This window comes from Dechloromonas agitata is5, from assembly GCF_000519045.1.
Classification (GTDB): domain Bacteria; phylum Pseudomonadota; class Gammaproteobacteria; order Burkholderiales; family Rhodocyclaceae; genus Azonexus; species Azonexus agitatus.
On sequence record NZ_KI912532.1, the window covers coordinates 428,942 to 449,706 of the forward strand.

Sequence of the window (20,765 nt, forward strand, 5' to 3'; positions counted from 1 at the left end):
ATGCGGCGCCGCATCCTTGCCCTCCCGCTGCTCGCCGGCGCCACGCTCCTCGGCGGCGCCACCTGGCTGACCACCAGCGACAGCGGCCTGCACAGTGCCCTCGACCTGGCGCGGCGTGCCAGCGGCGGCCAGTTGCAGTTCGAACAGGCGAGCGGCCGGCTGATCGGCCCGCTGAGCATCGCCAGCCTGCGCTGGCAGGGGGCCGACCGGCAGGTCGAGGCCAGCGGCATCCGCTTCGACTGGTCGCCGGCCGCCCTGCTCCGGGGCGAACTGCGCATCACCGAACTCGCCATCGACACGCTGGCCATCACCCAACCACCCAGCTCCACGCCCGCCGTGCTGCCCGGCGACCTGCAGCTGCCGGTCAGTCTCGCGGTCGGCCGGCTCAGCCTCGGGCAACTCCATCTCAACGGCCAGCCGCTGGCCAGCGCCATCGCCGCACGCCTGAGCAGCGACGGTCGCCAGCACCGGATCAGCGACCTGCACCTGCAAGCCGCCGATGTGGCGCTGAGCGGCCAGGCCAAGCTCGACGGCCAGCCCCCCTTCCCGCTGAGTGCGACGCTCGACCTCCAGGGCCAGCTTGACCAACGACCACTCGCCCTCGCCGCCACGGCGCAAGGCCAGCTCGACCGCATCGGGCTAGAGGTGGTCGCCCGCCAAGGCATTGCCGGCCAGGCTAGCGCGACGCTCACCCCCTTTGCCGCCGCGCCCTTCGCCAGCGCCCGCCTGCAACTCGACCACCTCGACCCGGCCGGCTGGCTGGCCGGGGCGCCGCAGGCCGAACTGACCCTGGTTGCCGACATCGTGCCGCTCGACGACGGCATCGCCGGCAGCTTCGGCCTGACCAACCAGCAGCCCGGTCCGCTCGACCGCCAGCGCCTGCCGCTGAGCACCCTCGCCGGCACGCTGACCTGGCAGGACGACACCCTGCACCTCGCCACCCTGCACGCCGCGCTACCCGGCGGCGGCGAACTGGCCGGCCAGGGCAGCTTCCGCGCCGGCCGCCTCGACCTCGACCTGCAGGCCAGCCGCCTCGACGCCCGGCAACTCGTCTCCGCCCTGCACCCTACCCGCCTGGCCGGGCCGCTGGCCGCGACGCTGGCCGGCGAGCGGCAAAGTCTGCACCTCGACCTGCGCGACGCCACCTTCAGTCTCCTTGTCGAAGCCGAGCGGGTCGGGCAGAAACTCCAGCTGCCCCGCCTGCGCCTGGCGGCCGGCGACGCCCACCTGGAAGCCAAGGTCGAGCTCGATCTCGGCCCACAACGCACGTTCAGCGCCACCGGCGAACTGCAGCATTTCGACCCGAGCCGCTTCGGCCAGCTGCCGGCCGGCCGCCTCAACGCCCGGCTGACGGCCAGCGGCCGGCTCGCCCCGCAAGCAGTGGTCGACGCCGCCTTCACGCTACAGGACAGCCAACTGGCCGGCCAGGCGCTGAACGGCCGGGGGCAATTGAACATCGCCTGGCCGCGCATCCCCCGCGCCGACATCGAACTCGCCGCCGGCGACAACCGGCTCGCCGTGCATGGCGCCTACGGCCAGCCGGGCGACCGCATCCGCTTCACCCTCGACGCGCCGCGCCTGGCCGCCTTCGGCCTGGAGGGCGGCCTCCACGGCCAGGGCGAGGTAGCCGGCGCGGCGCAGCAGCCGCAGCTCAACGCGACGCTGCGCGCCGAGCGGCTGGGCTGGCCGGGGCGCGGACGGCTCAACGGCCTGACGCTGGAAGCCGAGCTCGGCAGTGCCGCCGCCGCGCCCCTGCGCCTCGACCTCGCCGTCGCCAGCCTCGACCTGCCCGATCAGCCCGGCCTGCTGCGCGCCATCCGCCTGCTGGGCGAGGGCAGCAATCTGGCACATCGCCTGAGCGCCCGGGCCGACCTCGCCCATCGCGACCAACTGGCCCTGCGTCTCGACGGCGGCTGGAACGCAACGACGGGCATCTGGTCCGGCCAGCTCGGCGAAGCCCGGCTGAGCAGCCCCGACCCGGCCCGCAATGTCCGCCTGCTCGCCCCGGCACCGCTCACCCTGGCGGCGACGCACTGGCAGGCCGGCCCGCTGCGCCTGGCCGGCGACCCGCTCGACTGGCAGGCAACGCTGCAGGCCGCCGCCGACGCCAAGCGGGTCGACGCCAGCCTGAGCGCGCACGGCAGCCGCATCGGCCAGATCGAAGGCAGCCTGCGCGCCACCCTTGCCGGCGCCTGGTCGCCGGCCCGCGATGCGCCGTGGCAGGGCCGCCTGCGCGCCGACATCGGCGACCTCGGCTGGCTGGCCGACCTGCTCGGCGAGGAATGGCAGAGCGCCGGCCGGCTGAACGGTGAGCTGCAGCTGGCCGGCACCCCGAACCGGCCGTTGCACAGCGGCCGCCTGCATGGCGAACAGCTCGCCCTGCGCCTGCCGGCCCAGGGACTGAACCTGGCGCATGGCGAACTGGACATCGATCTGCGCGACAACCTGCTGCACATCAACCGCTTCGCTTTCGACAGCCTGCTCCAGCCCCTGCCCCGCCCGCTTCGTCTGGAAGCGCGCGGCGACCTCTCCGGCCTGGACAAGACGCCCGGCCGGCTCGACGTCAGCGGCGAACTGCGCCTCGGTGGCCAGGCGGGCGCCGAAAGCGGCTGGCTCGACGTGCGCCTCGATCGGCTCGGTGCCTTCCAGTTGCCCGACCAGTGGGTCGCCGTTTCCGGCAACGGCCGGTTGAGCTGGCAGGACGGCACCCTCGGCACGCGGGCCAGGCTGGCGGTCGATGCCGGCTACTGGCAACTGGCCAAGGCCGGCACGCCGCGCCTGTCGGATGACGTCGTCGTTCGCCGCCCGGGGAGTGCGGCGCCGGCCGCGACGCTGCGCCCGAAGGTCGAACTCGACATCGCCACGGAGCTGGGCAGCAATTTCCTGTTCAACGGCGCCGGCCTGAACAGCCGGCTGACCGGCGAAGTCCGCATCACCGCCCAGGGCCGCGACCTGCCCCGGGCGAGCGGCACCATCCGGACACGTGGCGGCCGTTTCGAGGCCTATGGCCAGAAGCTGGCCATCGAGCGCGGCGCGCTCAACTTCAACGGCCTGCTCGACAATCCCGGCCTGGACGTGCGCGCCGTTCGCAAGGGCCTGGCCGTCGAACCGGGCGTGCAGATCGGCGGCACGGCGCAGAAGCCGACGGTGAAGCTGGTTTCCGATCCCGAACTGCCGGACGCCGAAAAACTCGCCTGGCTGGTGCTCGGCCACGGCTCGGAGCAGATGGGTGCGGGCGATGCGACGACCCTGCTCTCGGCAGCGAGCGGCCTGCTCGGCAACGATTCGGGCAATGTTGTGCAGCAGATCAAGAAAACCTTCGGCTTCGACGAACTCGGCGTCCGCCAGGGCCGGCTGGGGGACAGCGGCGGCCGCCAGCAGGTCAGCCGGGTGGCGGGCGGCAGCGTGGACACGACGGGCAGCACCGGACAACAGATTTTCTCGGTCGGCAAGCGCCTGTCGTCGAATGCGCTGCTCTCCTACGAGCAGACGCTGGGCCGGGCGGAAGGCATCGTCAAGCTGACGGTCAACCTGACCCGGCAGATCGCCGTCATCGGCCGGGCCGGCAGCGACAATGCGCTGGACGTGTTCTACACCCTGACCTTCGGCCGCCCTCCGCCGCCCGCACGGCGAGGCGATTGAACGTCGGACGATCCACCGCTCCGGCGCGGTGAAATCACCACGCCCTCACACCGGGGCTTGCCCGCCCAACCAGCGCTGCAGCACCGCGGCCAGCTGTTCGCGGGCGAGCGGCTTGGCGAGGAAATCATCCATGCCCGCCTCGCGGCAACGCGCGCTGTCTTCGGCAAAGGCCCCGGCAGTGAGGGCGACGATGGGCAGGCGGGAACGGCCGGTGGCCTGCTCCCAGTCACGGATGCGGCGCGTCGCTTCGAGGCCGTCCATGACCGGCATCTGGACGTCCAACAGCACCAGCTCGCAGGGCTCGCCGCCGGTCAGCCGCTGCACGGCCTCGCGGCCGTTCTCGGCCGTGCTGGCGGAGATGCCGAGTTTGCCGAGCAAGGCCTGGGCGACCTTGCGGTTCACCGCGTTGTCATCGACGACGAGGACCCGGCCGATCGCGGGGACCGCCGGGGCGTCAAGCGGTGCCGCGGCGACTGGCAGTCGCTCGCCCTGCCGGCTGTCGCTGCCGGCAGCGATGCGTTCGGCCCGGATGCGGAACCAGAAGGTGGCCCCCTCGCCCGGCCGGCTGTCGACACCGACCGAACCGCCCATCAGCTCGGCCAGCCGGCGGACGATGGAGAGCCCCAGCCCGGTCCCGCCATACTGCCGGGTAGTCGAGCTGTCGGCTTGCGAGAAGGCATGGAAGAGCAGCCCCTGCTTTTCCGGGGCGATGCCGATGCCGCTGTCGCGCACCGCGAATTCGAGTGTCGCGTGATGGTCGTCGCTGTCGACCAGGCGGCCCTCGACCCGGACGTAGCCCTGGGCGGTGAACTTGACGGCATTGCTGACCAGGTTGGCCAGCATCTGACGGATACGAAGCGGGTCGGCCCGATAACGCTGGCCGGCTTCGCCGTGCCATTGCCCCTGCAGGTCGAGCGATTTCTCCCGGGCGCTGGCCGAGAACAGGGCGACGGATTCGTGGATCAACTGCTGCGGCGAGAAAACGGCGTCCGACAGCTCGAACTTGCCGGCCTCGATCTTCGAGAGGTCGAGGACATCGTTGAGCAGGGTCATCAGCGTCTGACCGGAGTTCAGGATGGTCCGCGCGTAATCGAGGCGCTCGCCGGCCGGCAGGTCAGGCGCCAGCAGAAGCTGGGCCATGCCGAGGATGCCGTTCATCGGCGTGCGGATTTCGTGCGACATCGTCGCCAGGAAGCGGCTTTTTGCCTGGCTGGCGCTTTCTGCCGCCTCCTTGGCCAGGTAGAGCTCGGTGATGTCGATGCGGAAGCCGACGATGAAACCCTCCGGCGTCTTGCGCTCGCGGATACGCAGCCAGCGGCCGTCGTCGAGCCGCTGGATGAGGTCGGTGTTGCCGCTGCGGTGAACCGTCAGGCGCTCGGCCACCCATTCGTCCACACGGCCGATGGCCGCCTGGTACTGGCCCCGCTCGGCACCGGTACGGATGATTTCCTCGAAGGTGTTGCCCGGCACCAGCAGGTCGGCCGAGGTCTGATAGTAGTCGCGGTACTGCTCGTTGCAGAAGGCCAGACGGTCGTTCTCATCGTAGATGACGAAGGCCTCGCCGATGGTTTCGACGGCCGAGCGCAGCATGGCCTGGCTGGCCTGCAACTGTTGCTCGACGACCGCCCGGGTGACGAGGGCGCGGTACAGCATCAGCAACAGCACAATGACGATCAGGGAGCCGCCAGCGCCGAACATCAGGACCATTTGCCGATAATGCACGTAAGGCAGCAAAGCCCGCTCTACCGAACGCCCGACATTGACGGTCAGACCGTACTCCGGCAAACGGTAGAACCCGTAAATGCGCTCGACGCCATCGATCTTGCCGACCCGGACGTAGGAACCGGACTGGGCCGGATCGGGCTGCAGGAAAGGCAGGTCGGCCAGTTTCTTGCCCATCGCCTGCAGGCCCTCTGGATGACGGGCCATGAATTCGCCGCTGTCGGCCACCAGCGAAATCGTGCTCTCCTGGCCCAGGCGTTGATGGAAGGCGGTGAAAATATCCGGACTCACCGACACCACGAGGACGCCTTTGAAGGCACCGCCCTCGATGATCGGCCGGGTGAACTGGATCGACCACTTACCCGACACCTTGCCGAGCAGCGGCTTGCTGATGAACAAGCGATCACCGCCGCCGACATGGGCCCGGAAATGCTCGCGTTCGCCGAGATAGACCCGCGTCTTGGGCGCCTCCAGATTGGAGAAAGCCAACCAGCCATCCTGGTCGATGATGGCGATCTGAAAGGCGACATCGGCCATGTAACCCTGGCGCTGGCGGACAATCTCGCCAAAGCGCCGGGCATCGCCATCCCAGCGCGTGCGCAGGTCGAGCAGGATCTCATTGAGCCGCTTGATCAGCGAATTCGCGTTTTCGGCTGCCGCCTGTGCCTGGAATTCGGTACTCAGCCGGGTCTCACGCAAATCGGCACTCTTGCGGCGATCGAGTTGGTAAGTCACAGCCAGCCAGATGATGGCCAGACACACCGCCAGCAGGCTGGCAAATATCGCCTTCAGCGGAATTCCGCCCAGTTTTGGCAAGGAAGCCTTGGTCACGCGCTCATCCTGTTTATCAATTTCTGCAAGCAGGCCCCCGGGGACTCGCTGTGTTGTAGGGTCCAATGCCGATTATGGCGAAAGACATACCCCGCCACCAGCCCGGCTAAATGCTGCCGGTGCTCCGTCGTCGGATCAACCTCTGCAGGCGCCGGATCAGGTCATCGACGTAGGTGAAGACCACCGGGATGACGAGCAGGCTGAGAAAGGTCGAGGTGATCAGGCCGCCGATCACGACGATCGCCATCGGCGCCCGGAAGCTCGGATCGACGCCGATGCCCAGCGCGATCGGCATCATGCCGGCCCCCATCGCGACGGTGGTCATCACGATCGGCCGGGCCCGCTTGCGGCACGCGTCGAGCAGCGCGCTCCAGCGGTCCAGCCCATGCTCGCGGCGGGCGAGCACCACATAATCGATGAGCAGGATGGAGTTCTTGGTGGCGATGCCCATCAGCATGATCAGGCCGATCATCGACGGCATCGACAGCGCCTTCTGCGTCACGAACAAGGCCAGGAAGGCGCCCGGCACCGACAGCACGAGGGCGGCGAGGATGGTCACCGGCTGCACGAAATCCTTGAAGAGCAGGACCAGCACGATATAAATGCAGAGTACGCCGGTCGCCATGGCCAGCGCGAAGCTGGCGAACAGCTCGCCCATCGCCTCGGCGTCACCCACCGTGGTCTGCAGGATGCCCGGCGGCAACTGGGCGATGCTGGGCAGCGCCAGCGCCCTGGCTTCCACCTCGCCGAGCGGCTGGCCGTTCAGCTCGATCTCAAAATTGATGTTGCGCAGCCGATCATAGCGGTCGATCTCAGCCGGGCCGCCGGCCAGGCTGATCGACGCCACGTTGGCCAGCGTCACCGGGCCATGCGCGCCGGGCACGGTCAGGCGTTCGAGCAGGGCCAGGTCGGTGCGCGCTGCTGGCGGCAGCTTGACGACGATGGGGACCTGGCGCTGGGCCAGGTTGAGCTTGGCCAGCCCCTGATCGTAGTCGCCGGCGGTGGCAATGCGTAGCGTGTCGGCGATGGCCGCCGAGGTCACGCCCAGGTCGGCCATGCGTGCAAAATCGGGACGAATGACCAGTTCCGGGCGGACCAGGCTGGCCGTCGTCGTCACGTTGCCGATGCCCGGGATGCCGCGCAGTTCGCGCTCGACGACGCGGGCATGCTCGCTGAGCAGCGGCCCGTTCTCGCTGGCCAGCACGAGGATGTATTTCTCGTTGGCTGAGCCGAGGCCGACCTTGATCTGCGCCCCGGGAATCGCGCTCAGCGCCTGGCGCAGCTGGCCCTCGATATCCTGCTTGGTGACGCCCGGCCGCTCCTGGCGCGGCGTCAGGTTCAGGGTCAGCGTCGCCTTGCGCACCTCGGCCGCCCCCTGCGGCGCGAACGGGTCGCTGCCCGCCTTGCCACCGCCGACGGCGGTATACACCAGCTTCACATGCGGATTGGCCTCGGCAATGGCGCGTGCCTGCTCGGCCGCGGCAAAGCAGTCCTTGAAGGTGACGCCGGGCGGCAGGGTCAGGTAGATCTGCGTCTGCGAGAGGTCGTCCGGCGGCAGGAAGCCCTTGGGCAACAACGGCACCAGCATGAAGGACCCGACAAAGAAGAGCGTCGCCGCCAGCATGGTGAGCAGTCGATGCTGCAGGCACCACGCCGCCCAGCCTTCATAAACCCGCAGCCAGCGCGGTGGCGCATGCTCGTCGGCCACCGGCTTGAGGATGTAGGCCGCCATCATCGGTGTCAGCATGCGGGCGACAACCAACGAGAAGAAAACCGCGATGGCCGCCGTCCACCCGAACTGGACGAAGAACTTGCCAGCCACACCGCTCATGAAGGCCGTGGGCAGGAAGACGGCGATCAGCGTGAAGGTGGTGGCGATGACCGCCAGGCCGATTTCGTCGGCCGCTTCCATGGCCGCCTGGTAGGGCGTCTTGCCCATGCGCAGGTGGCGCATGATGTTCTCGATCTCGACGATGGCATCGTCGACCAGGATGCCGACCACCAGCGACATCGAGAGCAGGGTCACGACGTTGAGCGAAAAGCCCATCAGCCACATGGCGAAGAAGGTGGGGATCGCCGACAGCGGCAGCGCCGCAGCCGACACGAAGGTGGCCCGGGCATCGCGCAGGAAGAGCCAGACGACCAGCACGGCAAGCACCGCGCCTTCGATGAGCAGTTTCATCGAGCCTTCGTAGTTCTCGACCACCGGGTCGACGAAATTGAAGGCCTCGGTGATCTCGATATCCGGATGCTCGCCCTTCAGCTTGGCCAGTGCGGCGAGCACCGCGTCGCGCACCTCGATTTCGCCCGCCCCCTTGCTACGCGTCACCTCGAAACCGACCACCGGCTTGCCGTTGAGCAGCGCCGCCGTGCGTTGTTCGCCGACCGTATCGGTAATTTTCGCCACCTGATCAAGCCGGATATGGCGGCCATCCGAGAGCACGAGTTCCATGCCGCCCAGTTCGTCGGCGGTCTGCACGGTAGCCAGGGTGCGTACCGACTGTTCGATGCCGCCGATGTCCGACTTGCCGCCTGAGGCTTCCTGCTGGATGCGCCGTAGCTGCCGCGAGATATCGGCCGCCGTGGCGTTCAGCGCCAGCATGCGGGCCGGGTCGAGTTCGACGCGCACCTCGCGCGTCACGCCGCCGACCCGCGCCACCGCCCCGACACCGCGCGCCGAGAGCAGCGCCTTGCTCACCGTGTTATCGACGAACCACGACAGCGCCTCGTCGTCCATCCGGGGCGAAGCCACCGTATAAGTCAGGATCGGCGCCCCGGACAGGTTCACCTTGCTGACCACCGGGTCCTTCAGGTCGCCCGGCAGGTCGGCCCGGATGCGCGACACGGCGTCGCGCACGTCGTCCACCGCCTCCTGCGTCGGCTTTTCCAGGCGGAATTCGACGGTGACGATGGCCGTGCCGTCCTGCACCTTGGTGTAGATGTGCTTGATGCCCTGCAGCGTCGCCACCGAATTCTCGATTTTGCGCGCCACCTCGGTTTCCATCTGCGCCGGCGCTGCGCCGGGCAGGCTGGCGGTGACCGTTACGGTGGGCAGGTCGATATCCATGAACTGCTGGATCTTCATGCCCTGGAAGCCGATCAGGCCAGCCAGGGTGAGCAGCAGGAAGAACAGGATGGCCGGTGTCGGGTTGCGGATCGACCAGGATGAAACGTTCATTGTGCCGCCACCTTCACGGCGTCGCCATCGGCCAGGAAGCCGGCACCGGATTCGACCACCCGCACCCCGGCGGGCAAACCGGAAAGCACCTCGACCCGTTCGCCATTCCGCCGCCCGAGCGTGACCTTGGTCTGCACCACGCGATCCTCGCCTTCCAGGCGGAACAGATAGGCGAAACCCTCACGCAGCACGACGGCCGTTTGCGGCAGGGTGACGGCCGGGCTACGGCCAAGTTCGAATTCGCCGCGGGCGAACATGCCGGCCCGCACGGCGGCGGTCGGCGGCAGGTCGACATAGACCAGGCCGTTGCGCGTCTGGGGATCGACGCTGGGCGCCACGGCGCGCACCTTGCCCGTCACCGGCTGGCCGGCCGGCGAGGTCAGCGTTGCCGGCATGCCGGGCCGCACCCGGGCGAGGTCGGCTGACGGCACTTCGGCCCGCCATTCCAGCCGGCCGCCGCGAATCAGACGGAAGAGTTCCTGGCCGGACTGGGTCAGCGAGCCGACTGTCGCGCTGCGCGCCGAGATCACGCCGTCGTCGGGAGCCAGCACGGCGGTCTTGCCCAGACGCAGCGACGCCGCCTGCAACCGGGCCTGACCGGCGGCCAGACGGGCCTGCGCCGTATGCAGGGCCGTCTGATACTGGGTATTGAGCTGAGCACTGTAGAAACCCTTCTCGCGCAAATCCCTGGCCCGCTCGGCATTGGCTTTCGCCTCGGCGGCGCTGGCTTCCAGTTCGGCCACCGCCGCCTTCGCCTCGGCCTGCTCGCTGGCCACGGTATCGTCGGCGATGCGCGCCAGCACCTGGCCCTTCTTCACGGTATCGCCGACCTGAACACGGATTTCGGTGATCCGGTAATTGGCGATTTCCGGCCCGATCACGGCCTCCTGCCAGGCGACGACGTTGCCGTTGGCCGGCAAGGATTGCGGCCAGTCGAGGGTTTGTGGCGTCGTCAGCCGGACGGTCAACGCCGGGCGCGGTGCCACCGCGGCCTTCGGCTCAGCGGCCGGTTTGCTGTCGCCGGAGCAGCCGGCCAGGAAAGCCAGCACCAGCACAAGGGGGAGCCGGGACGCGAGCAGCGCCCCCGGAGAATGGATTGTCATGCGCGAACCTGTCTCGAAACCGCCGGAATCAGGCCGCAATGATACCCCGCCCGCGGGGCAGATCAGGGCAGCAATGACCCGGCTGTCATCAATTCCCGGCCAGCTGCTGCCGGGCATCGGCCTCGCTTTCGCTGATCTTCGGCGCCATCTGTCGCTTGGCCAGGGCCTCGCCCAGCTTCATGCGCAGGAAGGTGCTCGCCGTGTAGCGCGTCACGTCGTGGTAATGGCGGTCGACGACGCCCTTGACCATGGCGATGTAGTCGTCGATCAGTTCCGGCAGGATGCTGAAGCGGTCGTAATTGACGATAGCCTTGACCTTGTGGCCGACCGGGTCGAGCGCCGTATCGACGGCCGCCTCGATGCGCCGGATATCGTCGGTACTGCGCACGGCCAGCCCGGAGAAATCGAGGAAGAACAGGTTCTGCGCCGGGTCGTAGCTGAAACGCTCGGCCAGCGGCTTGTCGAGCAGCTCGGGGCGGATGCCCATCGGCTCATCGCGGAAGATGCGGGCATCCATCAGCACCGGCTGGCCGTCGATGATCGGCCGGAAGGCCATCTTGTCGAGGATGTCCTTCTGCAGATCGACGCCCGGTGCGATCTCGGTCAGTTGCAGGCCGTCCGGCGTCAGGCGGAAGACGCAACGCTCGGTGATGTAGATCACCTCCTTGCCCCGCCGCGCCGCTTCCGGGCCACTGAAGGTGCGATGCTCGACCTCGCTGACGAACTTGACCGACTGGCCGTCCTCCCGGATGTGCAACTGGCCGTTATCGATGGCCACGTCGAGGTTGCCGGCCGTGAAAGTGCCGACGAAAACCACTTTCTTGGCATTCTGCGAAATGTCGATGAAGCCACCCGAACCGGCCAGCCGCGGCCCGAATTTCGATACGTTCAGGTTGCCCTGCTGGTCGGCCTGGGCCAGACCGAGGAAGGCGAGGTCCAGCCCGCCGCCCTGGTAGAAATCGAACTGGCTGGGCTGGTCGATGATCGCCTGGGTATTGGTCGCCGCCCCGAAGTTGAGGCCGCCCGCCGGCACGCCGCCGATCACGCCCGGTTCGGCGGTCAGGGTCAGCAGGTCGATGATGTGTTCCTCGGCCGCCACATTGGCAATGCCTTCCGGCATGCCGATGCCGAGGTTGACGACAGCATTGGCTTTCAATTCCATGGCCGCCCGGCGGGCGATGATCTTGCGCTCGCTCATGCCCATCGGTGCGATAGCCGACATCGGCACCTTGATCTCGCCGGAAAAGGCCGGGCTGTAGGGCTCGATGAAGGTCTGCATGTGGTACTCGGGCTTCTCGGCGACTACCACGCAATCGACCAGCACGCCGGGAATCTTGACCTGGCGGGGATTCAGCGTGCCACGCTCGGCAATGCGCTCTACCTGGGCGATGACGATGCCGCCGGAGTTCTTCGCCGCCATGGCGATGGCCTGCGCCTCCAGCGTCAGCGCCTCCTTCTCCATGGTGATGTTGCCGTCCGGGTCGGCCGTGGTGCCGCGGATGATGCCGACGTGAATCGGGAAGGCCTTGTAGAACAGGTAATCCTCGCCGTCGATGGCCATGCGGCGGACGATGTCGACGGTGGTCCTGTCGTTCAGCTTGCCGCCGCCGAATTGCGGATCGACGAAGGTGCCCAGACCGACCCGGGTGATGGTGCCCGGCTTGCCGGCCGCGATGTCGCGGAAGAGGTGGGTGATCACCCCCTGCGGCAGGTTGTAGGCCTCGATACGGTTGGCCACCGCCAGTTCCTGCAGCTTGGGCACCAGCCCCCAGTGGCCGCCGATGACCCGCGCCACCAAGCCGTCGTGGCCGAAGTGATTGAGGCCGCGCGCCTTGCCATCGCCCTGCCCGGCGGCGTAAACCAGGGTCAGATCACGAGGCGAGCCAACACCGTGCGGGTCCGCTTCGCGGCTCTCAACGAAACGCTGCTCGAGGGCCACCGCGATGTTCTCGGCGAAACCGATCCCGACGAAGCCGCCGGTCGCCACCGTATCGCCATCACGAATCAGGCGCACCGCATTGCGGGCAGAAACGACCTTGCCGGTATCGGAACCGGGTAGCGAGGCGGCGATGGGGTGCTGGGGCGAGGGCATGGTAACTCCGAAAATGAAACCAGCCCCACAAAGGAGGCTGGCTGGTTGAATGGGGGTGCGGCAATCAGTCGGCCAGCGCCGCCTCGATTTCGGCAAAGGTGCTGGCCAGTTCGAAGCCAAGGACCGGCACACCGAGCAGGCGGCCGATGTGGGTGGCCGAGAACATGCCGCGCAGACGCGGCAAGTCGGTGGACGGGTCGACATCCTCGACCAGAATGTGCTGCCGGCCGAGATGCTTCAGCGCATCGAGAATATCGATCACGCGGGCGTTCAACACTTCATTGAGGTACAGCGTATCGACGCTGCCGATCGGCGTCATCAGGTCGGCAACCCGCAATTCATCGCGCTTGCAGCCGCGCGACTGGGCCAGTTGCATCGGCTTCTCGCCCATGATGTCGCGCGCCGTGATCAAGCCCAGCACGCCATCGTCCGGCGCACTGACGATCAGCAGGCGCACCCCGCGCGAAATCATCCGCGCATTGGCGTCCACCAGCGATTCACTGGCTCCGATCGTCACCACATTGACCCGCAGGAAATCCGTCATCGCCTCGATCGCCGGCGAACCGGCGCCAACGAGGTTGTATCCGGAAGCGCTCAGGGTGACATTCTTGGATATTGTGTGCGTACGCACTTTGGCAGTCATGGGCATGTCTCGATCCTCCAACCGGTTATTTTTCTACTGGAAAACATCTCTGGGGGTCGGTGCTGACCGAGTGAACGAGGTGGCTCCGACGCGAACCTAGTATTCGGCGATTCCGGAGACATTTCAAGCACCCCGAGGGAAATCCCTAATCGGCGCCACAAAAGAAAAAAGCCTGAAAAATCAGGCTTTTTTGAAATCTGTGGTGGACCGAAGGAGGATCGAACTCCCGACCTCTGCATTGCGAACGCAGCGCTCTCCCAGCTGAGCTATCGGCCCGAATCAAGCGTCCGATTCTATAACAGAACCAGGGTCTGGGGAATATTCGGCACGAAGGCGCTCAGCCCTGCCCGGCGCCGGCCGCTGCCCGGCGCAGGCGGTCGGCAACCGCCGCCCAATCCGCCCCCGGTGGCAGAGCCTCGACGACGATCAGATCAACACCGGCATGATCCATGTCGCGCAACGCGGCATAGAGATCATGGGCATAGCCGACCGGATCGGCCGGCATCAGGCGCCAGGCGTGCGGCATGCCGGCTTGTGGCGGCTGGTTGGCGCTGATCACGGCGCACTTACCGCCGCGATGGCGCTGGGCGTTGATGAAGTCGAGCAGGCGCTCACCAGAGACCTGGCGCAGCGGCGTGGTGGGCGCGTAGTGGGCTTCCAGCGAGCCGGAGACCCGTGGAGCGCCGCTGCTGGTTTCGATCTCGGGCAAGCGACCGAGCACGGCTTCGAGGTGCAGCGGGGAGATATGGCCGGGGCGCAGCACGACCGGCTCGCCGCGCGAGCAATCGATGATGGTCGATTCGATGCCGACCTTGCACGGGCCGCCGTCGAGGATCAGCGGCACGCGCTCGCCCAGTTCCTCGGCGACATGCTCGGCAGTGGTCGGGCTGATGCGGCCGAAGCGGTTGGCCGACGGCGCGGCGATGCCGGCATGTTCGCCCTTGGCGCGGGCGAAACGGCGCAGCAGTTCGAGCGCCACCGGGTGGCCGGGCACGCGCAAGCCGACAGTATCCTGCCCGCCGGTCACGGCATCCGGTACCCAGGCCTGCTTTTTCAGGATCAGTGTCAGCGGGCCGGGCCAGAAGGTTTCCATCAATTCCCAGGCGACGGGCGGCACCTGCTCGGCCCAATGGTCGACGGCGTCGTGGCCGGCCAGATGGACGATCAACGGGTGGTCGGCCGGACGCCCCTTGGCAGCAAATATCTTGGCGACCGCTGCCGGGTTGGCGGCATCCGCCCCCAGGCCGTAGACCGTCTCGGTCGGGATGGCGACCAGTTCGCCGGCAACCAGCAGGTCGACGGCACGCAGATAATCGGCGTCGCTAGGCGTCATCAGTCCTTGATGCCGATGGCGGCGCGGGCGGCCAGCGCGGACTTCTGCACTTGCTCGGCGTTGTCGCCGATCACCGTGAAGTGGCCCATCTTGCGGCCCGGGCGGGCGTGGTGCTTGCCGTAGAGATGCAGCTTCAGGTTCGGGATGGCGTACAGCTTGGCCCAGTCCGGCTCGCGGTAGGTGTCGCCGTCGTACCACAGGTCGCCCAGCAGGTTGACCATGACCGACGCCGAATGCGCCCGCGGTTCGCCGAGCGGCAAGCCGCACAGGGCGCGCACCTGCTGCTCGAACTGGTTGGTGACGCAGGCGTCGAGCGTGTAGTGGCCGCTGTTGTGCGGGCGCGGCGCCATTTCGTTGACGATCAGCTGGCCGCGGCTGACGAAGAACTCGACGCCCATGGTGCCGATGTAGCCGAGTTTTTCGGCGATGCGGGCGGCGACGTCCTCGGCGTCGCTCTTGACGCAGCCGGTGGTGCGCGCCGGCACGATGGAGACATCGAGGATACCCTTGGTGTGCTGGTTTTCACCGGTCGGGAAGCAAGCCACCTGGCCGTTTTCGTCACGCGCCAGGACAACCGACACTTCGTAGTCGAGCGTCAGGCGCTGTTCCAGCACGCAATGCTCGCCCTTGAAATGGCCGAAAGCGATCAGGGCCTCTTCACGGTTATTCACCGTCGCCTGCCCCTTGCCATCGTAGCCGAAGCGGGCGACTTTCAGGATGGCCGGGAACAGGGACGCATCGGCCTTGCGGATATCGTCTTCGCAGTTGATCGCCGCGAAGGGACCGTGCGGGAAGCCGTTGTCGCGCAGGAAGGACTTTTCGGCGATGCGGTTCTGGCAAACGGCCACCGCCGCCGCGTGCGGGCGCACCGGCACGAACTTGGCCAGGTAGTCCAGCGTATCGGCCGGGACGTTCTCGAATTCGGTCGTGATCGCTGCGCAACCGGCCGCAAACTCGTCGAGGGCGGCATAGTCGTTGTAATCGACGCAGAAATGGCGCTCGGCGATCTGGCCGGCCGGGCTGTTCTTGTCCGGATCGAGTACCCAGACCTGATAGCCCATTTCGTGGGCGGCGGAAACGAAGAAGCGGCCAAGCTGGCCGCCACCGAGCATGCCCAGCGTGGCGGGCGGAAGAATCATGGTTTTGCTCAAGACAGTGACCTCATCGGCGCAGCATGATTAAAGGTGGTCGCAATGGGCGACCTGATCATACTTCCGGCAGCTTCATGGCCAAGACCTTCTCGGTCTGGGCCTGGCGGAAAGCCTGCAATTTCTCGTTCAATGCCGGATTCTCGTTGGCCAGCATGGCGACAGCGAACAACGCGGCATTGGCGGCGCCGGCTTCACCGATGGCAAAGGTGGCGACCGGGATACCCTTCGGCATCTGCACGATGGAATGCAGCGAATCGACGCCGGACAGTGCCTTGGACTGGACCGGCACGCCGAGCACCGGCACGGTGGTCTTGGCGGCCAGCATGCCCGGCAGGTGGGCGGCACCGCCGGCCCCGGCGATGATCGCCTTGAGGCCGCGCTCGCCGGCCATGGCGGCGTAGTCGAACAACAGGTCCGGGGTGCGGTGGGCGGAGACGACGCGGGCCTCGAAGGGCACGCCGAATTCCTTGAGGATGACGGCGGCGGCCTGCATGGTCGGCCAGTCGGAATCGGAGCCCATGACGACCCCGATGAGCGGTTGGTGAGCAGCGTTCATTTAGCGGATTCCTGCCTTGCGTTCGGCGGCCTCGATGGTATTGGCCAGCAGCATGGTGATGGTCATCGGGCCGACGCCGCCCGGCACCGGGGTGATCTGGCCGGCGACGTTCAGGCAGTCCTCGTAATCGACGTCACCGCACAGCTTGCCGTCCGGCAGGCGGTTGATGCCGACATCGATGACCACAGCGCCCGGCTTGATCATGTCGCCCTTGACGAACTTCGGCTTGCCGACCGCGGCGACGACGATGTCGGCGCGCTGGGTGTGGAACTTCAGGTCGCGGGTCTTGGAATGGCAGACGGTGACGGTGGCGCCGGCGTTGATCAGCAGCATCGCCATCGGCTTGCCGACGATATTGGAGCGGCCGATGACGACGGCTTCCTGGCCGGTCAGGTCAACGTTGCCCTTCTCGAACATCTTCATGACGCCGTACGGGGTGCACGGGATGAAGCGTGGCGAGCCTTGCGACAGGGCGCCGACGTTCTCGGCATGGAAGCCGTCAACGTCCTTCTCGGCCGAGATGGCTTCGAGCACCTTCTCTTCGTCGAAATGCTTCGGCAAGGGCAATTGCACCAGAATGCCGTGGATGGACGGGTCGGCATTCAGTTCGGCGATCTTGTCGAGGACGACCTGCTGGTCGACATCACGGTCGTATACGATCTTTTCGGAGTGCATGCCGATGGCCAGGCAACCGTTGACCTTGTTCTTCACGTACACCTGGGAAGCCGGGTCTTCGCCGACCAGAATGACCACCAGGCCGGGCTTGTGGCCCTTGGCGGTGAGTGCCTCCACGCGGGTCTTGAAGCTTTGGCGCAGCTCTTCTGCCAGCGCCTTGCCGTCGATAATTTGTGCCGTCATCGTCGCATCCATCAAAAAGAAAACGGGAAAGGCAACTGCCTTTCCCCTTGATTTGGCGCGAATTTTATCAGAATCAGGCGGTCGCTGCCTGCGCCTCGCCAACGGCGGCACGACCGGCCGCAAAAGCTTGCCGGTTCAGCGCCACCATCTTCTCGCCCTTCCGCTGGAAACGCTTGAGCACACAGGCCAGCAGTTCATCGGCACCGAACGGCAGGTGATCGGCAATGGCGCCGAGCATCACCGTATTGCCCAGGCGGATGTCGCCCAGGCCCTGCGCGATGGTCGTCGCGTCGAAAGCGACCACCTGGGTGCCGGCCGCCTTCATGTCGGCCACCGGATCGGCCGGGTAATCAAACAGGCCGAGCTCGACGATGGGTGGCACGAAGCGCGAATCATTGACCAGCGCGATCGCCCCGGGGCGCAGCATGTGCTGCCAGCGCAGCCCCTCCGCCGCCTCGAAGGCGAGCAAGACGTCGGCCGTACCCGGCGCGATCTGCGGCGACAACACCCTGGGGCCAAAGCGCAGATGCGACGACACGACACCGCCGCGCTGCGCCATGCCGGCGACCTCGGTCTTCTTGGCATCGTGGCCGAGCGCGATGGCGGCCTCGGCGAGGATTTCGGTCGCCGTCATGACCCCCTGGCCGCCGATACCGACAACGAGAATATTGGTCACCTTGCTCATGCCGAACACCCTTCCTTGGACACCAGCTTGATCGGCGACACTGGCGCGTAATGCACGATGGCGCCCGGGGCACAGGGCTGGACACACAACGTGCAGCCGGTGCACACCGACGACTCGATGCGCACGAAGGCCAGATCGACTTCGCGGCCACTCGGCTTGACTTCCTTGGCGCGCCGCGTGACGTGGATGGCCGGGCAGCCGACATCCAGGCAGTTGCCGCAACCGGTGCACTTGTCCTCGATGACCTCGAAGGGCTTCAGCTTGTGGTAGTCCTTGATCAGCACGCAGGGCTGGTCGGTGATGATGACCGAGACATCCGGCACCTTGACCTCCTCGCGGATGGTCTTGAACAAAGTCGGCAACTCGTAGGGATTGACGACGTGGATGCGCTCCTTCTTGACGCCGAGCGCCTCGACCAGCTTGGCGAAATCGACGCGCGGCGCCTCCTCGCCATAGATATCGCGACCGTTGCCCGGGTTGTCCTGGCCGCCGGTCATGCCGACGGCCCGGTTGTCGAGCAGCATGACCGTGACGTTGGCCTTGTTGTAGACCATGTCGAGCAGGCCCTGCATGCCCATGTGCAGGAAGGTCGAATCACCGATCACGGCGACGATGCGCTTGTCCTTGTCGGATTCGCCGCGCCCCTTGTCCATGCCCAGGGCAACACCCATCGAGGCCCCCATCGACACACAGGTGTCCATCGCCTGCCACGGATGGCCGGCGCCCAGCGTGTAGCAGCCGATGTCGCCGGCGATGTTCAGGTTGCGCACCTGCGACAGCGTGTAATAGACGCCCAGGTGAGGGCAAGCCACGCACATGGTCGGCGGCCGCGGGAAAATCTGGGCCGGACGGACAACCGGACCGGCCTCCTCGACCGGCTCGCCGAGCAGGCGGGCGACGGCCGGCTTGAGCACCGGGGGCGCCAGTTCGCCCTGCAGCGGCAGGATTTCCTTGCCGAGCAGGGCAATGCCCTGCGCTTTCAATTCCGTCTCGACCAACGGCTCGACTTCCTCGACGACCACGACCTGATCGGCCAGGGCCGCCAGTTCGCGGCATTTCTCGAAGGGCAACGGCCAGGACAAGCCGAGTTTGAGCACCGGCGCATCAGGGAAGACCTCCTTGACGTGCATGTAAGCCGGACCGGAGGTGATGAAGCCAACCCGGCGATCGCTACCCGGTTCGATGACGTTCCAGGCCGACTGCTCGGCTTCGGCGCGCAAGGCCTTGTCGCGCTGGAACATCAGCGGAATACGCTTGCCGGCATTGCCGGGCACCATCACGAAGCGCGACGGATCCTTCTGGAAACCGGCCCCCACCCGCGACAGACGCTCGCCAACGGTGACCAGGCCCTTGACGTGGTTGATGCGCGTCGTCATGCGCAGGATGACCGGCACCTGGAACTTTTCCGACAACGTGTAGGCGGCGAGCGTCATCGCGTAGGCTTCCTGCGAATCGGCCGGCTCGAACACCGGCACATGGGCGAAACGCCCCCAGTAGCGCGAATCCTGCTCGTTCTGCGAGGAAGACAGGCCGACGTCGTCGGCAATGGCGATGACCAGGCCGCCGATCACGCCGGTCAGGGTCAGAGTCATCAGCGCATCGGAGGCGACGTTCATGCCGACGTGCTTCATGCAACAGAAGGCGCGCGAGCCGGCATAGGCCGCCCCAATGGCAACTTCCAGCGATACTTTCTCGTTCACCGACCACTCGGCATAGACATCCGGGTAGGTGGACAGCACTTCCAGCATTTCGGTAGCCGGCGTACCGGGATAGGCGGCGGCGACCTTGACCCCGGCCTCCCAGACGGCGCGGGCGACCGCCTCGTTGCCGGACATTAGTAACCGGCTGGCTGCCGGCGCGGGCATGACTGCCGCCATATCGACTCCTTGAATGCGCGATGCGAAACCCATGATTCTATGAAGGTTTCTCCACCCGCAATTTGATACAGCGCAACTCGATAACACTTTCATTTGGTGTCACATACAGCAGTCGATTGATGGACATCAATGCCTTGCCAGACACCACGGCAAACAATGCCGACATTCCCTCCGCCGTACCGCCATGACCACCGCCACCCTCGAACAAGCTCCGCCCCCCGCCGACAACGCCCGGCGCATTCCCGGCAACAAAGGGATCTGGGTCGGCATCACCTGCGAGTTCGTCGAGTTCGCCGTGCTTTTCGCGGTTTATTTCATCGCCCGCGCCCATTTCCCTGAAGCCTTCCATGAAGGTGCCCAGCGCCTGAACCTGCTGGCCGGCACCGGCATCACGCTGCTCATGATCACCAGCAGCTACTGCATCGCCTGCTCGGTCAATGCCATCCGCCAGGACAAGCACCGCGCCGCAGTGCTCTGGCTGGTCGCCGGACTGGTCATCGCCCTCGGCTACCCGGTGGCCAAGGTGCTGGAAATCGACTGGAACCTGGCGCACGGCATCAACGGCGAGTCGGGCATCTTCTTCACTGTCTATTACTACCTGACCTTCAACCACCTGGTGCATGCCACCTGGGGCATCCTCGGCATTCTCTGGGTCCTCGCCCGCCTGCTCTTCCACGGCTACACCGCCGAGGACTACGTCGGCCTGGAGGCGCTGGCCAGCTACTGGCACGCCACCGACATCATCTGGCTGGTCATCTATCCCTTCTTCTACGTCCTCGCCTAACCATGCCCGCCGCCAAGGATCATTTCCCCCTGCTCACCGCCGCCTGGCTGGCCCTGGTCGCCCTGACCCTGCTCAGCCTCGGCCTGTCGGAATGGGCCCGCGACCTGGCCTGGTTCCCGCTGGTCGTCGCCGCCATCATGTGGCTCAAGGGCGCCCTGATCGCCCGCTGCTTCATCGAGACGCACATCGCGCATCCCTTCATCGCCCGCGTCGTCCAGATCTTCATCGCCATCGCGCCGATCGCCCTGGTCATCACCGCCTTCTTCGGCGCTACCGTGGCCCGCTGGGCCACCCTCTGACCCCGACATCC

Annotated in this window: 14 protein-coding genes and 1 tRNA gene; 3 read left to right on the forward strand and 12 right to left on the reverse strand. The window is 66.7% G+C overall.

Annotation, left to right across the window (positions count from 1 at the left end; genetic code table 11):
* Window positions 1–3,642, forward strand: coding sequence for a translocation/assembly module TamB domain-containing protein (locus K420_RS0102150; RefSeq protein ID WP_051452919.1), 3,642 nt, complete (start codon window positions 1–3; stop codon window positions 3,640–3,642).
* Window positions 3,643–3,687: 45 nt separating this feature from the next.
* On the opposite strand, the gene K420_RS19530 is transcribed toward K420_RS0102150, so the two are convergent.
* The 12 genes from K420_RS19530 to K420_RS0102210 all read right to left on the reverse strand — a co-directional run bounded on the left by K420_RS19530 (window position 3,688) and on the right by K420_RS0102210 (window position 19,671).
* Entirely contained in the window at window positions 3,688–6,195 is a 2,508-nt protein-coding gene (locus K420_RS19530) for an ATP-binding protein (RefSeq protein WP_051452920.1), read from the reverse strand.
* 106 nt (window positions 6,196–6,301) lie between these two features.
* A complete protein-coding gene (locus tag K420_RS0102160; protein ID WP_027456603.1) occupies window positions 6,302–9,373 on the reverse strand; it encodes an efflux RND transporter permease subunit in 3,072 nt (1,023 codons plus the stop codon).
* Window positions 9,370–10,476 (reverse strand): efflux RND transporter periplasmic adaptor subunit, encoded by a 1,107-nt coding sequence (locus K420_RS0102165; protein ID WP_027456604.1) that lies wholly within the window; start codon window positions 10,474–10,476, stop codon window positions 9,370–9,372. The genes K420_RS0102160 and K420_RS0102165 overlap by 4 nt, the downstream gene beginning before the upstream one ends.
* An 88-nt stretch (window positions 10,477–10,564) precedes the next feature.
* Window positions 10,565–12,568: an acyl CoA:acetate/3-ketoacid CoA transferase gene (locus tag K420_RS0102170; RefSeq protein ID WP_027456605.1), complete on the reverse strand. Its 2,004-nt coding sequence runs from the start codon at window positions 12,566–12,568 to the stop codon at window positions 10,565–10,567.
* Window positions 12,569–12,632: 64 nt separating this feature from the next.
* Entirely contained in the window at window positions 12,633–13,211 is a 579-nt protein-coding gene (locus K420_RS17880; RefSeq protein ID WP_084019731.1) for a CBS domain-containing protein, read from the reverse strand.
* A gap of 200 nt (window positions 13,212–13,411) precedes the next feature.
* Window positions 13,412–13,487: transfer RNA gene (locus tag K420_RS0102180), tRNA-Ala, on the reverse strand.
* Window positions 13,488–13,548: 61 nt separating this feature from the next.
* On the reverse strand, window positions 13,549–14,544 hold the full coding sequence (locus tag K420_RS0102185) for an L-threonylcarbamoyladenylate synthase (protein ID WP_027456606.1): 996 nt from the start codon (window positions 14,542–14,544) through the stop codon (window positions 13,549–13,551).
* Window positions 14,544–15,683 (reverse strand): 5-(carboxyamino)imidazole ribonucleotide synthase, encoded by a 1,140-nt coding sequence (locus K420_RS0102190; protein WP_027456607.1) that lies wholly within the window; start codon window positions 15,681–15,683, stop codon window positions 14,544–14,546. The genes K420_RS0102185 and K420_RS0102190 overlap by 1 nt, the downstream gene beginning before the upstream one ends.
* Window positions 15,684–15,750: 67 nt before the next feature.
* On the reverse strand, window positions 15,751–16,251 hold the full coding sequence (purE, locus tag K420_RS0102195; protein WP_027456608.1) for a 5-(carboxyamino)imidazole ribonucleotide mutase: 501 nt from the start codon (window positions 16,249–16,251) through the stop codon (window positions 15,751–15,753).
* Entirely contained in the window at window positions 16,252–17,109 is an 858-nt protein-coding gene (folD, locus tag K420_RS0102200) for a bifunctional methylenetetrahydrofolate dehydrogenase/methenyltetrahydrofolate cyclohydrolase FolD (protein ID WP_027456609.1), read from the reverse strand. It abuts the gene before it with no gap.
* A gap of 73 nt (window positions 17,110–17,182) precedes the next feature.
* Entirely contained in the window at window positions 17,183–17,794 is a 612-nt protein-coding gene (locus K420_RS0102205; protein ID WP_027456610.1) for an indolepyruvate oxidoreductase subunit beta, read from the reverse strand.
* The gene (locus K420_RS0102210; protein WP_027456611.1) at window positions 17,791–19,671 is read right to left on the reverse strand and encodes a thiamine pyrophosphate-dependent enzyme; all 1,881 of its coding nucleotides are present in this window, start codon (window positions 19,669–19,671) and stop codon (window positions 17,791–17,793) included. The genes K420_RS0102205 and K420_RS0102210 overlap by 4 nt, the downstream gene beginning before the upstream one ends.
* 184 nt (window positions 19,672–19,855) lie before the next feature.
* Between K420_RS0102210 and K420_RS0102215 the strand changes: the two genes are divergently transcribed.
* Together K420_RS0102215 and K420_RS0102220 are read left to right on the forward strand one after the other, a co-directional pair.
* Window positions 19,856–20,455: a cytochrome c oxidase subunit 3 family protein gene (locus K420_RS0102215; RefSeq protein ID WP_027456612.1), complete on the forward strand. Its 600-nt coding sequence runs from the start codon at window positions 19,856–19,858 to the stop codon at window positions 20,453–20,455.
* Window positions 20,456–20,457: 2 nt separating this feature from the next.
* A complete protein-coding gene (locus K420_RS0102220) occupies window positions 20,458–20,754 on the forward strand; it encodes a hypothetical protein (RefSeq protein ID WP_027456613.1) in 297 nt (98 codons plus the stop codon).
* The last annotated feature ends 11 nt before the right edge of the window (window positions 20,755–20,765 follow it).

Coding starts and splice junctions, on each gene's coding strand:
- K420_RS0102190 (WP_027456607.1), bottom strand. CDS start 15,683: ATGATTCTTCCGCCCGCCACGCTGGGCATGCTCGGTGGCGGCCAGCTT.
- K420_RS0102220 (WP_027456613.1), top strand. CDS start 20,458: ATGCCCGCCGCCAAGGATCATTTCCCCCTGCTCACCGCCGCCTGGCTG.
- K420_RS0102160 (WP_027456603.1), bottom strand. CDS start 9,373: ATGAACGTTTCATCCTGGTCGATCCGCAACCCGACACCGGCCATCCTG.
- K420_RS0102150 (WP_051452919.1), top strand. CDS start 1: ATGCGGCGCCGCATCCTTGCCCTCCCGCTGCTCGCCGGCGCCACGCTC.
- K420_RS0102170 (WP_027456605.1), bottom strand. CDS start 12,568: ATGCCCTCGCCCCAGCACCCCATCGCCGCCTCGCTACCCGGTTCCGAT.
- purE (WP_027456608.1), bottom strand. CDS start 16,251: ATGAACGCTGCTCACCAACCGCTCATCGGGGTCGTCATGGGCTCCGAT.
- K420_RS0102165 (WP_027456604.1), bottom strand. CDS start 10,476: ATGACAATCCATTCTCCGGGGGCGCTGCTCGCGTCCCGGCTCCCCCTT.
- K420_RS0102210 (WP_027456611.1), bottom strand. CDS start 19,671: ATGGCGGCAGTCATGCCCGCGCCGGCAGCCAGCCGGTTACTAATGTCC.
- K420_RS0102205 (WP_027456610.1), bottom strand. CDS start 17,794: ATGAGCAAGGTGACCAATATTCTCGTTGTCGGTATCGGCGGCCAGGGG.
- folD (WP_027456609.1), bottom strand. CDS start 17,109: ATGACGGCACAAATTATCGACGGCAAGGCGCTGGCAGAAGAGCTGCGC.
- K420_RS0102215 (WP_027456612.1), top strand. CDS start 19,856: ATGACCACCGCCACCCTCGAACAAGCTCCGCCCCCCGCCGACAACGCC.
- K420_RS17880 (WP_084019731.1), bottom strand. CDS start 13,211: ATGACTGCCAAAGTGCGTACGCACACAATATCCAAGAATGTCACCCTG.
- K420_RS0102185 (WP_027456606.1), bottom strand. CDS start 14,544: ATGACGCCTAGCGACGCCGATTATCTGCGTGCCGTCGACCTGCTGGTT.